We start from the raw sequence: 12,632 nt of genomic DNA on the forward strand, positions 1-12,632 counted from the left end.
CGTATGGTTTCCGTCGAGCTCAGGACTGTATCGAAGAATTGGGGCGGCGCGCCCGCGGTCGATTCGATCAGCTTCACCGTGGCGCAGGGACATCTGGTGGCGCTGCTCGGGCCCTCGGGTTGCGGCAAATCGACGACTTTGCGGCTGATCGCCGGTCTCGAGGAAACCAGCGGCGGCGCGATCCTGATCGGGGAGCGGGACGTCACCAGCGCCCCGCCTTCGCGGCGCGGCATCTCGATGGTGTTCCAGAACTACGCGCTGTTCCCGCATCTCTCGGTCGCCGAGAACATCCTGTTCGGGCTCAAGGTCAGGCATGTCGGCCGGGCCGAGCGGGATGAGAGGCTGAAGCGGACGGCGGATATCCTCGGCCTCGCCGGGCTGCTCGACCGCAAGCCCTCGCAGCTCTCCGGCGGCCAGCAGCAGCGCGTGGCGCTGGGCCGGGCGATCGTGGCGGAAGCGCCGGTCTGCCTGATGGACGAGCCGCTCTCCAATCTCGACGCGCAGCTGCGAGTCGAGATGCGGCGCGAGATCCGCGAGCTGCAGAAGCGGCTGGGGATCACCATGGTCTATGTCACGCATGACCAGGTCGAGGCGATGACCATGGCCGATCAGGTGGTGCTGATGCGCGCCGGCCGCATCGAGCAGGATGGGCCGCCCGATACGCTCTACGAGCATCCGGAGACGATCTTCGTGGCGCGTTTCGTCGGCACGCCGCCGATGAACGTGATCAGCTGGCGATCGGTGCTGGAGCATGGCGCGGGCGCGGGACTATCGGCGCCGCCGGGCCATGAGCCGGCGCGGCTCGCCGTCGGGATCCGGCCGGAGATGACCGAACTGGCAGAGAGCGGCATCGCCGCCGAGGTGGTGGCGGTCGAGTATCTCGGCGCCGACACTCTGGTCGAAACCCGCATCGACGGGCAGAATTTCATCATTCGCCGGCCCGGCAAGGTGAAGGCCAGGCCGGGCGAGCGCGTCTACATCGGCCTGTCACAGAACGCGGTGCATTGGTTCGATCTTCAGACCGAACGCAGGCTGATTCAGGATTGACTGCCAATTCACGGCGGGCATCCAGATCCGCCGACAGCAGGGGAGATGATGATGGACAGGCGTGAATTACTGGGCGGCGCGGCCGCTCTGGCCGGGAGCCTGGCGCTGCCGCGGGGCGCGCTGGCGCAGAGCGCGACGGAGATCTCGTTCTTCTATCCGGTCGCCGTGGGCGGGCCGATCACCAAGCTGATCGACGCCTTCGCCGCGGATTTCGAGAAGGAGAACCCGTCGATCAAGCTGAAGCCGATCTATGCCGGCACCTATCAGGAGACGATCGTCAAGGCGCTGACGGCCCATAAGAGCGGCACGCCGCCGGTGACCTCGGTGCTGCTCTCCACCGATATGTTCACGCTGATCGACGAGGACGCCATCGTCCCCTTCGACCCGTTCATCAAGACCGAGGACGACAAGAAGTGGCTGGCGAGCTTCTTCCCGGCCTTCATGGAAAACAGCCAGACCGGCGGCAAGACCTGGGGCATCCCGTTCCAGCGCTCCACGGTGGTGCTCTACTGGAACAAGGAGCTGTTCAAGGAGGCCGGGCTCGACCCCGAGAAGCCGCCGGCGACCTGGGCCGAGCAGCTCGAATTCGCCCAGAAGCTGACGAAGAAGGACGCTTCCGGCAACGTCACGCAATGGGGCATCCAGATCCCGTCCTCGGGCTTCCCCTATTGGCTGTTCCAGGGGCTGTCGACGCAGGCCGGCGCGATCCTCGCCAATGCCGCCGGGGACAAGACCAATTATGCCGATCCGGCCGTGGTCGAGGCGCTGCAATATTGGGTGGACCTCGCCCAGAAGCACAAGGTGCACCCGCCCGGCATCGTCGAATGGGGGACCACGCCGCGTGACTTCTTCGAGAAGAAGGTCGCGATGATGTGGACCACCACGGGCAACCTCACCAATGTCCGCAGCAACGCGAAATTCCCCTTCGGCGTGGCGATGCTGCCGGGCGGCAAGCGTCGCGGCAGCCCGACCGGCGGCGGCAATTTCTATCTGTCGAAGAAGGCGACGCCGGCCCAGCAGGAGGCGGCGTTCAAGTTCATCCGCTGGATCACCACTCCCGAGCGCGCCGCGCAATGGGGCATCGACACCGGCTATGTCGCGGTCTCGCCGGCGGCCTATGAGACGGCGGCGATGAAGGCCTATGCCAGCGAGTTCCCGCCGGCGCTGGTGGCGCGCGACCAGCTTCCGCACGCGGTGGCCGAGCTGTCGACGCATGAGAACCAGCGCGTGACCAAGGCGCTGAACGACGGGCTGCAGGCGGCGCTGACCGGGACGAAGACGCCGCAAAAGGCGCTGGAGGATGCGCAGGCCGAGGCCGAGCGCATCCTGAAGCCCTATCGCTGAGGCATGAACACCCGCGCGACCGCGACCGTCCATGGCTGGCTGCTGCTGCTGCCGGCCATGGCCTGCCTCGCCCTATTCACGCATTGGCCCGCGGTCGCGAGCCTGATCGAGAGCTTCTACTCGACGCCGCGCGGGCGCAGGCCCGCGCGCTTCGTCGGCGCGGACAATTACCAGCAGATGCTGGCGGACCCGATCTTCTGGAAGGCGATGAGCAACAACCTCTGGTTCGCGCTCGGCACCATCCCGACCTCGATCGCGCTCGCCATGCTGATGGCGCTCTGGGTCAATGACCGGATCGTCGGGCGCACCTGGGTGCGGATGTCGTTCTTCACGCCGACCATCCTGCCGATGATCGCGGTGGCCAATATCTGGCTGTTCTTCTTCACCCCGCAATACGGGCTGCTGGAGCAGATCATCCAGGCCTTCGGGGGCAGCAACACCAATTGGCTGGGCTCGCAGGATACGGCGCTCTATGCCGTGACCATCGTCGCGATCTGGAAAGAGGCCGGCTTCTTCATGATCTTCTACCTCGCGGCGCTGCAGGCGATCCCGCCCAGCCTCGGCGAGGCGGCGGCGATCGAAGGCGCCTCGCGCTGGACCTATTTCCGCAGGGTCCAGTTCCCGCTGCTGATGCCGACCACGCTGTTCGTGCTGATCAACGCGGTGATCAACGCCTTCCGGATGGTCGACCATATCTTCGTGATGACGCGCGGCGGGCCCGACAATGCGACCACGCTGCTGCTGTTCTACATTTACCAGGTCGGCTTCAGCTTCTGGGACACGGCCTATGCGGCGACGCTGACCTGCGTGCTGCTGCTGCTGCTCGCGTTGGTCGCCTTCGCGCAATATGGCTGGCTCGAGCGCAGGATCCATTACAGATGAGCGCCGTGCAACCGCAGGCGCCCGCCGCCCGCTCCGACCCCTATGGCCCGAAGGGGCTGGCGCTGACGCTGGAATCGACCGGCGCGATCCTGCTGGCGCTGATCTGGATCCTGCCGCTCGCCTATGCCGTCTGGGCGGCGATCCACCCCTCGGAATACACCACCAATTTCGTGCTGACGGCGCCGCTGACGCTGGGGAATTTCAGCCGCGCCTGGGCGGCGGCCCCGTTCGCGCGCTATTTCCTGAACACTTTCGTGCTGGTCACGATGATCCTGAGCTTCCAGCTCGTGCTCGGCACGCTCGCGGCCTATGCGCTGGCGCGGCATGATTTCTGGGGCCGCGACGTCGCCTTCGCCCTGATCCTGGCGCAGCTGATGATCATGCCCGACGCGCTGATCGTCGAGAATTACCGCACCATGGCCAGGCTCGGCCTGGTCGACACCATCACCGCCATCGCGCTGCCCTATATCGCCTCGGCCTTCGGCATCTTCCTGCTGCGCCAGACCTTCAAGACCGTGCCGCGGGAGCTCGACGACGCCGCCCGCGTCGAAGGCGCCAACCCGCTGCAGGTGCTGATGAAGGTCTATGTGCCGCTGGCGCGCCCCACCTACATCGCCTACGGGCTGGTCTCGGTCAGCTTCCACTGGAACAACTTTCTGTGGCCGCTGCTGGTGACGAACTCGGTCGAGGCGCGGCCGCTGACGGTCGGCCTGCAGATTTTCTCCTCGACGGATCAGGGCATCGACTGGGCGGTGATCTGCGCGGCGACGCTGATGACCTCGGCGCCGCTGCTGATCGCCTTCCTGCTGTTCCAGCGGCAATTCGTGCAGAGTTTCATGCGGGCGGGCATCAAGTGACCATGCGGCTGATCACCTGGAACATCCAATGGGCGCGCGGCACCGATGACCGTGTCGACCCCGCCCGCATCGTCGCCCATGCCAAGGCGATGGCGGATTTCGACGTGCTCTGCCTGCAGGAGGTCGCCGATAATTTCGCCGAGCTCGACGGCAATGATTCCGGCGACCAATTCGCAGCGATCGCCGCGCTGCTGCCGGGGTTCACCGCGGTCGAGGGGATCGGCGTCGACACCGATGACGGCGAGGGCGGGCGCAAGCGCTTCGGCAATCTGCTGCTGACGCGCTATCCCGTCGCCCAGATCCTGCGGCACATGCTGCCCTGGGAGGCGGCGGCGACGCGCAACATGCCGCGGGTGCTGATCGAGGCGGTGGCGCAGACGCCGTTCGGGCCGGTCAGGCTGATGACCACCCATCTCGAATATTCCTCGCCGCTGCTGCGGGCCGCGCAGGTCGAGGCGATCCGGGAGGTGCATCGCATGGGCTGTGCGCGCCATGCCACGCCGCGCCAGGCCGGGCCGCATACCTATAAGATGACTCCCGGCACCAGCAGCGCCATCCTGACCGGGGATTTCAACATGCGGCCGGATGATGCGTCGCTCGCAAGGCTGATGGCGCCCTTCGACGGGGCGGTGCCGCCGCTCGTCGATCTCTGGCCGCATCTCGAGGGCGGCAGGGAGCATCCGCCCTCGGCCTTCATCGTCGACCAGACCTATGGCGCCCCGGGCTGCCTGGACTATGTGCTGGCGACGCCGGATCTGGCGCAGCGCGCGCGCCGCATCGTCTACGAAATCGAGACGCGGGCCTCGGACCACCAGCCGATCCTCGTCGAATTCGGCACCGACTGATGCTGTTCACCCGGCAGGACCATGACCGGCTGACCGAGATCCTGATCGAAGCGGCGCAGCGCGAGGTGATGCCGCGCTTCCGCAATCTGGCGGCTGGGGACATCAGGCAGAAGAAGTCGGCGCAGGATCTCGTGACCGAGGCCGACGAGGCGGCGGAGCGCTTCATCGCCGCGGAATTGGCGAAGGCCTTTCCGCACGCTCTGCTGGTCGGGGAAGAGGCGGCGACGGCCGATCCGTCGCTGACGGGCCGGCTGGCGGCGGCGGAGCTGGCTTTCGTCATCGATCCCATCGACGGCACCCTGAACTATGCCAGCGACCTGCCGCTCTTCGCCGTGATGGCGGCCGCGCTGGTGAAGGGCGAGACCGTCGCGGCGGTGATCCATGATCCGGTGGTGGCGGACAGCGCGCTGGCTCTGCGCGGGGAGGGGGCCTGGCTCGCGCGCAGCGACGGCAGCCGGCGCGATCTCGTGGCGGCGCGGCCCGATCTCCCGGCGGCGATGACGGCGATGGTCAGCTGGCAATATTTCCCGGAGCCGGTGCGCAGTGCGCTGCCCTCCCGCTTTCCCGCCTTCGCCGATGTCGCCTCGCTGCGCTGCTGCGGGCAGGAATATCGCCAGGCGGCCGCCGGCCATTGCCATGTGCTGCTCTATGGCCGGCTGAACCCCTGGGATCATGCACCGGGCGCGCTGCTGGTGGCCGAGGCGGGGGCGCATATCCGGCTGCTCGACGGCACGCCCTACCGGCCGGGACAGGCTGCGACCGGACTGCTCTGCGCGCCCGACGCGGTGAGCTGGCAGGCGGCGAGAACGGCGCTGATCGACTGAGGCGCTCAGGTTTCGGTGATGAGATAGACGCTGGCCAGCGCCACGATCAGCAGCGCCGCGGCGAACAGCGCGATGTCGACCCAGGGCGAAGGCGGCTGGGGCTCCGGGGCATGAGGCGTGGGCATGGGCCGGAGCTAGAGCGGCCCGCGAGGATGTCCAGCCTTCGTTTTCGCCTCTCCTTGGGGCATGAGGTTGCTGCGCATCGGCAGAGCGGCCGCAAGGGGTGCATCGCCGCGTGCCGATGATACTGTGGCGGCGGGGGGCTGGATCGAGATGGGTGGATGGCGCCCACGCGGCCCCGATCGCCGCCCGGCCCGAGGCGGGGCGGACGCTTCAGAAGGGGAACCCATCATGGCGATACTCGACCACAACACGCAGCCGCTCGAGAAATGGCGCGACGGCGTGATGACGCAGATGCGGGTCTCCGCGCTGGTCGAGGGTCGGCAGCTCTGCATTTTCGACCAGTTCTGCGAGCAGGGCCTCGGCGCGCCGATGCACCTCCATGCGGTCGAGGAGGTGCTGGAGGTTTTCGAGGGGACGGCGGAGATCTATCTGCGCAACGAGACGATGATCGTCACCGCCAACCAATCCGTGCTGGTACCGGCCGGGGCCCGCCACGGCTTCAAGAATGTCGGGACCGGCATTCTGCATGTGCGCGCGACCCTGGCCGCGGCGATCTTCGAAGCCTCCTATGACGATCGCAACGAGCTGTCGCGCCGCTACGTGCCCGACAACGCCTGAGCGCCGCGGCCCGCCAAAGCTTTGGGACGGGATCAATCCTCCCGTCCCTGATCGATCTGCCGCATCACCTGTTCGGGGCGGATATCCTGCGCCGCCTCCCGTACCTCCGAATCCTCCACGGCGGGGGCGTCGAGCTTGCGGGCGATGGCGGCGAGCATCTCCACGAGCTTGGTGACCTCGTGTTCGGCCAGCCGATTGACCTGTAGGTCGAGCTCGGCCCGCCGCTCGGCGGCGCGCAACATCGCGTTCTGGCTGATCAGGATGAAGGTGGAGAGGAAGATCGCCTCGACCGAGGCCACCATCCCGAGCATCACGAAGGTCGGGTCCCATCGCGGCAGCAGCGGCAGCAGGCCGAGAGGGTTTCGCGGATCGGCGCTAGCGACGGGGGAAGGCGCGGCTGAGATGCGTCGAGCCGGCGAGGCCGTAGCGCCAGGGCTGTTCCTGCGCCTTGCTGATGCCGATGCGCGGCCCGGTCAGCAGCGGCGGCTCGGCCCCCCTGTCGAGCAAGACGAAAGGCGCCGCGGTGACGTTGAGCCCATCATGGGCGAGGGAGATGCCCAGCGCCTGCGCCAGCCGTCCGGGGCCGGAGCAGAGCGCGGTGCCGGCGCCGCGGCGTGCCGCCATCTCGGCCAGGCCCGAAAGCGGCGCCAGGGCGCGCAGCAGCACGGCGCCCTGCTCGACCGCGACGATGTTGAAGCACCAATGCAGCCCATAGGAGCGGTAGACATAGGCGCGCCCGGCCGGGCCGAACATGCTGCGATTGCGCGGTGTCGGCCCGCGAAAACTATGGGAGGCGGGGTCGTCGCGGGTATAGGCCTCGGTCTCGACGATGACGCCGCCGACGCCGTCCAAGAGCAGCGTCGTCCCGATCAGCCGCCGCGCCAGGGCGGGCGCGCTCAGCGCCAGCGGGCCGGTCTCGAAATCCGCGATCTCCAGCGGGTGGCCGGCAGGGGGCGGCACGATCTCGACCAGGGACAAGCTCCATCTCACGCCCGGGCGCCCGCAGGACGCTGAGGACCCGAATCCGGATACCGGTTCAACCTGTTGACGATAAAGGAGTTCCGAGTGGTGCCGGCGGAGAGGATCGAACTCCCGACCTTCGGTTTACAAAACCGCTGCACTACCGCTGTGCTACGCCGGCCCGCACTCGCGACAAGCGGTTACCAGCCGCCGCTTTCGAGGGCAAGCCGCATCGGCCGGCCTCAGTCGCGGTTCCGCTTCCCTTGCGCGCCAGCGCGGCTATGATCGCGCGAGGAGGCCTGCCATCGGGTGAGGAGTGTGCGTCATGACGCGCCGATCGGGACGATGCCTGCTGCTTCTCGCGGGCGCTCTGCTGGTGATGCCGCCGGGCCAGGGGCTGGCGGCGGGGGCGCGCGGCAGCGGCCTGGCGCCTGCCGCCTCCCATGCCGGGGCTCATCGCCATCTCGCCGGCAGGCCCGCTTGGCCGGGCAGCCGCCATCACCGCGTCCCGCGCGTCGCCCCGCTCGGCTACGCGCCCTTCATCCCGCTGGAGGAGGGGTTTTTGTCCTACCCCGCCGGCTATATGCGAGGGGACGAGGTGCCGCTGACGCGCCGCGCCCCGAGCCCGCCACCCGATCCGGACTCCTTCGACGGCATGCGGGTGCGCACCGGCATTCCGCGTCCGCCGACGCCCGAGCCGACGCTGTACCGGCTGGTCGGGCCGCGCGACCGGCCGGCGACGCAGGCGATCAGGATCGCGGGAGAAGGGGCGGGCCGCCACCGCCATGCCGAATCCGGGGCGCTGCTGCTGATCGTGCCGCGGCGCTGAGCGCGCGGCGGCCGCAGCTTCAGCCGCGCCGGCTGGCGACGTAGAGCGCGATCGCGGTGGCGTTGGAGACGTTCAGGCTGGTGATGGCGCCCGGCACCTCCAGCCGCGCGACATGGTCGCAGAGTTCGCGGCTGCGCTGGCGCAGGCCCTTGCCCTCGGCGCCCATCACCATGACGAGCGGCCGGCGCAAGGCGATCGAATCGAAGCTCTCCTCGCCATCGGAATCGAAGCCGATGCGCTGGAAGCCGCGCTTGCCGAGATCCTGCAGCGCATCGCCGAGATTGCGCACCGCGATCAGCGGCACGTGTTCGAGCGCGCCCGAGGCCGATTTCGCGAGCACGCCGGTGGCGGCCGGGGAGTGGCGGATGGTGACGATCACGGCCGCGGCCCCGAAGGCGGCGGCGGAGCGGAGGATGGCGCCGACATTATGCGGGTCGGTGATCTGGTCCAGCGCCAGCACCACCGCATCGTCGGGCAATGTGTCCAATGACGGCGAGGGCAGCGGGTCGCAGACGAGATAGAGCCCCTGATGCACCGAATCGGGGGTGAGCAGCCGGTCGATCTCGGAGGGGCGCACCAGCGTCGCCTCGAGCGGCAGCGTGCCGACCTCCTCCTCGAGGCGCTTCAGCGCGTTCTCGGTGGCGAGCAGGCGCCTGAAACGCCGGCTCGGGTTGCGCAGCGCCTCGATGACGGGGTGGACGCCATAGAGCACCGCCTCGTCGATATCGCCGGGCCGATGCGGCGGCGGCCCGTCCTCGCGGCGCTGGAAACGGCTCTGCCCATGACCTCCGGGCCGGCCGGATTTGGGACGAAACGGCGCGGGCATCATCGGACTCCTCAAGCTCCGCCGCATGCCCTGACACGGCTTCCGCCGCTTGACCAGAGGCTTGTCGGGGACGGGCCCGGGATCGGCGGAGACGGAGCGCGCCTGTCGCAAGGGCAGATGCGCCGGCTCGTCCGCGGGAAATGCGCGCGGCGTGTTTTGCCGGTTGACAGCGGCAGGCCCGGTCACCATAAGTCCGGCCGCGCCTGTCGCCGTCACGCAAGTGACACGAGAGTTCGCCTGCGGCCTGGCCGCAAGCGGCGCGGGCGGGGGAATGTCCCGAGCGGCAAAGGGGGCGGACTGTAAATCCGCTGGCTATGCCTTCGCAGGTTCGAGTCCTGCTTCCCCCACCATCTTCCTGCATCGCTGCGATCCGGCTCACGGCGCAGCTGCGTGGCCGCAAGGCCCTTCACACACAGCTTTCATCCGCAAATCCGCCCCCGGCCCATCGCCGCCGCCCGCCCGGCGGCTTTTCAAACACGCGTCATTTCGCCTAGTCATCTTGGGTGCGAGCCAGCCCCGGACCCGATGCCCAGCCATGACCATCACCGATATCGCGACCCGAACCTATAATCACGGCTGGCGGCTGGACCCGATCATCCGCAGCCTGCTCGACACGGATTTCTACAAGCTGCTGATGCTGCAGATGATCCGCAGCTTCCATCCGCAGGTGCAGGTCACCTTCTCGCTGATCAATCGCTCACGGCACATCAGGCTGGCCGATATCGTCGACGAGGCGGAGCTGCGCGCCCAGCTCGATCACGCGCGCTCGCTGCGCTTCGCCAAGAAGGAGCTGATCTGGCTCGCCGGCAACAGCTTCTATGGCAAGACGCAGATGTTCTCGCCGGATTTCCTGGGCTGGCTCGCAGGCTTCCAGCTGCCGGATTACGAGCTGCGCAAGGTCGACGGGCAGTATGAGCTGCATTTCGAGGGGCCCTGGACCCATACCACCATGTGGGAGGTGCCGGCGCTGGCGATCATCAATGAATTGCGCGCCCGCCGGGTGATGGTCGGCCAGAAGCGTTTTTCGCTCGACGTGCTCTATGCCCGGGCCAAGGCCAAGATGTGGGACAAGGTCGAACGGCTGCAGCGCCTGCCCAATCTCAAGCTCTCCGATTTCGGCACGCGGCGCCGCCATGGCCATCTCTGGCAGCGCTGGTGCGTGGAAGCGCTGAAGGAAGGGCTCGGCCCGAAATTCAGCGGCACCTCCAATGTCCTCCTGGCGATGGACACCGATCTCGAGGCGATCGGCACCAATGCGCATGAGCTGCCGATGGTGCTGGCGGCGCTGGCCGAGAGCGATGCGGAGCTGCTGCAGGCGCCCTATCGCGTGCTCGACGAATGGCGCCAGGTCTATGGCGGCAATCTGCTGATCGCCCTGCCGGACGCCTTCGGCACCACCGGCTTCCTGCGCCATGCGCCGGATTGGGTGGCGGAATGGACCGGGTTCCGGCCGGATTCGGCGCCGCCGATCCCGGCGGGCGAGGAGATCATGGCCTGGTGGCGGGACAGGGGACGCGACCCGCGCGACAAACTGCTGGTGTTCTCGGACGGGCTCGACGTCGATGCGATCGAGCGGGTCTACCATCATTTCGACGGCAAGGTCCGCACCGCCTTCGGCTGGGGCACCGACCTGACCAATGATCTCGTCGGCTGTTCGCCGGACGGCTCGCGCGCGCTCGACCCGATGTCGCTGGTCTGCAAGGTGACGCGGGCAAACGGGCGCCCGGCGGTGAAGCTCTCGGATAATCCCGACAAGGTCTCGGGCGAGGCCGAGGCGGTGGCGCGCTATCGGCGGGTGTTCGGGGTCTGACGGAAACGCGTCGCTGCGAAGGCTGGTTCCCCATCAGCCCTCAACCTGAGGAGGCCCGCAAGGGCCGTCTCGAAGGATGCTCCAGCGCGCACCCGTCATTGCGAGCGAATGCGAAGCAACCCAGGATCGTCGAGCGCTGCGCTCCCCTGGGTTGCTTCGTCGCTACGCTCCTCGCAATGACGGCTCGGTCGGGGCGGAATACGGCGCGAGATTGCGCCGGATCCGTTCCAGCACCGTGCCTTCATAGGCTGCCGGCGTGAATTGCCGCCCGGTGATCGCGTGGAAAGCCTCGACATAAACCCGCGAAGTCGCGGGGGAGGCCGAGGCGGTGGCGCGCTATCGGCGGGTGTTCGGGGTCTGACGGCGAAGTGCGCACCCGTCATTGCGAGCGAAAGCGAAGCAACCCAGTGTCGTCGAGCGCTGCGTTCCCTGGGTTGCTTCGTCGCTACGCTCCTCGCAATGACGGCTCGGTCGGGGTGAAATACGGCGCGAGATTGCGTCTGATCCGCTCCAACGCCGTGCCCTCATAGGCTGCCGGCGTGAATTGCCGCCCGGTGATCGCCTCGAACGCCTCGACATAAACCCGCGAGGTCGCGGCGACGAGCTCGTCGGGGATCGCCGGAATCGGGTCCTTGTACGGGTCGCAGCGCTCGGCCACCCAGGCGCGGACGAAATCCTTGTCGAAGCTGGCGGGTCGCGTACCGGCCGCGACCGAGGCGGCATAGCTGTCGGCGCGCCAATAGCGGCTGCTGTCGGGGGTGTGGATCTCGTCGGCCAGGACGATGCCGCCGTCGCGGTCGAGCCCGAATTCGTACTTTGTGTCGGCCAGGATCAGCCCATGGGCGGCGGCCTTCTCCTGGCCGCGCGCGAACAGCGCCAGCGCGTAATCCGACACTGTCTGCCATTGCCCGGGGGTAAGCAGGCCGCGGTCCAGAATCTCCTGCGGCGTCAGCGGCTCGTCATGGGCGCCGGCATCGGCCTTGCTGGTCGGGGTGATGATCGGCGCCGGCAGCTTCTCATTGTCGCGCAGCCCGTCGGGCAGGCGGACGCCATACATCTCGCGCTCGCCGCGCTTGTACTTGGTCAGGATCGAGGTGCTGGTGGTGCCGGCGAGATAGCCGCGGACCACCATCTCGACGGGGAGGATGTCGAGCCTGCGGCCGATCACCACATTCGGATCGGGATAATCCAGCACGTGGTTGGGGCAGATATCCGCCGTCTGCTCGAACCAGTAGCGCGCGGTCTGGGTCAGCACCTCGCCCTTGAGCGGGATCGCGGTCAGGATCAGGTCGAAGGCGCTGAGCCGATCGGTGGCGATGATGATGCGGCGGCCATCGGGCAGATCGTAATTCTCGCGGACCTTGCCCTTGTAGTGATTGGGCAACTCGGGGATGAAGGCATCGGTCACAATGCGCGGATCTGTCATATCCCTCGGCCCCGGTCGCTGGCAGGCGCGCCAGTTAGGGTTCGGCGCGAGGCCCCGGTCAAGAGTGCTGGGCGAAAGCCGCCGCCGCGCGGCAAACCTTGCATCATCGGCCAAAACCCCCTAATGCGACCGCGCTTTCGCAAGGCCTCGTAGGGCCGGTGTCAGGAAACAGGGTGTCATGGCCAAAGAGAAATTCGCGCGCACCAAGCCGCATTGCAACATTGGAACGATTGGTCACGTC

Annotated in this window: 13 protein-coding genes and 2 tRNA genes; 10 read left to right on the forward strand and 5 right to left on the reverse strand. The window is 67.7% G+C overall.

Features of this window, described 5'->3' with window-relative positions; genetic code table 11:
- Positions 1 to 3 precede the first annotated feature (3 nt).
- The 7 genes from ASG72_RS11955 to ASG72_RS11985 all read left to right on the forward strand — a co-directional run bounded on the left by ASG72_RS11955 (position 4) and on the right by ASG72_RS11985 (position 6,540).
- Complete coding sequence (locus tag ASG72_RS11955; RefSeq protein ID WP_056712475.1) at positions 4 to 1,047, forward strand: ABC transporter ATP-binding protein; 1,044 nt, start codon at positions 4 to 6, stop codon at positions 1,045 to 1,047.
- A gap of 51 nt (positions 1,048 to 1,098) precedes the next feature.
- A complete protein-coding gene (locus tag ASG72_RS11960) occupies positions 1,099 to 2,391 on the forward strand; it encodes an ABC transporter substrate-binding protein (RefSeq protein WP_056712631.1) in 1,293 nt (430 codons plus the stop codon).
- 3 nt (positions 2,392 to 2,394) lie between these two features.
- Positions 2,395 to 3,273: a sugar ABC transporter permease gene (locus ASG72_RS11965; protein WP_056712477.1), complete on the forward strand. Its 879-nt coding sequence runs from the start codon at positions 2,395 to 2,397 to the stop codon at positions 3,271 to 3,273.
- Positions 3,270 to 4,130 (forward strand): carbohydrate ABC transporter permease, encoded by an 861-nt coding sequence (locus ASG72_RS11970; RefSeq protein ID WP_056712479.1) that lies wholly within the window; start codon positions 3,270 to 3,272, stop codon positions 4,128 to 4,130. The genes ASG72_RS11965 and ASG72_RS11970 overlap by 4 nt, the downstream gene beginning before the upstream one ends.
- Positions 4,131 to 4,132: 2 nt before the next feature.
- Positions 4,133 to 4,975, forward strand: a complete 843-nt coding sequence (locus ASG72_RS11975; RefSeq protein ID WP_056712480.1) for an endonuclease/exonuclease/phosphatase family protein — start codon at positions 4,133 to 4,135, stop codon at positions 4,973 to 4,975.
- A complete protein-coding gene (locus tag ASG72_RS11980; RefSeq protein ID WP_056712482.1) occupies positions 4,975 to 5,799 on the forward strand; it encodes an inositol monophosphatase family protein in 825 nt (274 codons plus the stop codon). The genes ASG72_RS11975 and ASG72_RS11980 overlap by 1 nt, the downstream gene beginning before the upstream one ends.
- A gap of 351 nt (positions 5,800 to 6,150) precedes the next feature.
- Positions 6,151 to 6,540, forward strand: coding sequence for a cupin domain-containing protein (locus ASG72_RS11985; RefSeq protein ID WP_056712483.1), 390 nt, complete (start codon positions 6,151 to 6,153; stop codon positions 6,538 to 6,540).
- Positions 6,541 to 6,572: 32 nt separating this feature from the next.
- Here the strand turns inward: ASG72_RS11985 and ASG72_RS11990 are convergent, their stop codons facing one another.
- The 3 genes from ASG72_RS11990 to ASG72_RS12000 form a co-directional block, all read right to left on the reverse strand.
- Positions 6,573 to 6,944, reverse strand: a complete 372-nt coding sequence (locus ASG72_RS11990) for a DUF1003 domain-containing protein (RefSeq protein WP_348271582.1) — start codon at positions 6,942 to 6,944, stop codon at positions 6,573 to 6,575.
- Positions 6,916 to 7,476: a DNA-3-methyladenine glycosylase gene (locus ASG72_RS11995; protein ID WP_244488786.1), complete on the reverse strand. Its 561-nt coding sequence runs from the start codon at positions 7,474 to 7,476 to the stop codon at positions 6,916 to 6,918. Before ASG72_RS11995 ends, ASG72_RS11990 begins: the two co-directional genes overlap by 29 nt.
- A 130-nt stretch (positions 7,477 to 7,606) precedes the next feature.
- Positions 7,607 to 7,681, reverse strand: a tRNA-Thr gene (locus ASG72_RS12000).
- Between the two features lie 144 nt (positions 7,682 to 7,825).
- Between ASG72_RS12000 and ASG72_RS12005 the strand changes: the two genes are divergently transcribed.
- On the forward strand, positions 7,826 to 8,329 hold the full coding sequence (locus tag ASG72_RS12005) for a hypothetical protein (protein ID WP_056712488.1): 504 nt from the start codon (positions 7,826 to 7,828) through the stop codon (positions 8,327 to 8,329).
- A 19-nt stretch (positions 8,330 to 8,348) separates the two neighbouring features.
- On the opposite strand, the gene ASG72_RS12010 is transcribed toward ASG72_RS12005, so the two are convergent.
- Entirely contained in the window at positions 8,349 to 9,155 is an 807-nt protein-coding gene (locus ASG72_RS12010; protein WP_082540294.1) for an RNA methyltransferase, read from the reverse strand.
- A gap of 265 nt (positions 9,156 to 9,420) precedes the next feature.
- Here ASG72_RS12010 and ASG72_RS12015 point away from each other — a divergent pair.
- Positions 9,421 to 9,505 (forward strand) — tRNA-Tyr (locus ASG72_RS12015).
- Positions 9,506 to 9,690: 185 nt separating this feature from the next.
- The gene (pncB, locus tag ASG72_RS12020) at positions 9,691 to 10,965 is read left to right on the forward strand and encodes a nicotinate phosphoribosyltransferase (protein ID WP_056712491.1); all 1,275 of its coding nucleotides are present in this window, start codon (positions 9,691 to 9,693) and stop codon (positions 10,963 to 10,965) included.
- Between the two features lie 445 nt (positions 10,966 to 11,410).
- Here pncB and ASG72_RS12025 read toward each other — a convergent pair whose 3' ends face one another.
- Positions 11,411 to 12,391: a phosphoribosylaminoimidazolesuccinocarboxamide synthase gene (locus tag ASG72_RS12025; RefSeq protein WP_056712493.1), complete on the reverse strand. Its 981-nt coding sequence runs from the start codon at positions 12,389 to 12,391 to the stop codon at positions 11,411 to 11,413.
- Between the last annotated feature and the right edge of the window lie 241 nt (positions 12,392 to 12,632).

Source organism: Allobosea sp. Leaf344, assembly GCF_001426225.1.
Classification (GTDB): Bacteria; Pseudomonadota; Alphaproteobacteria; order Rhizobiales; family Beijerinckiaceae; genus Allobosea.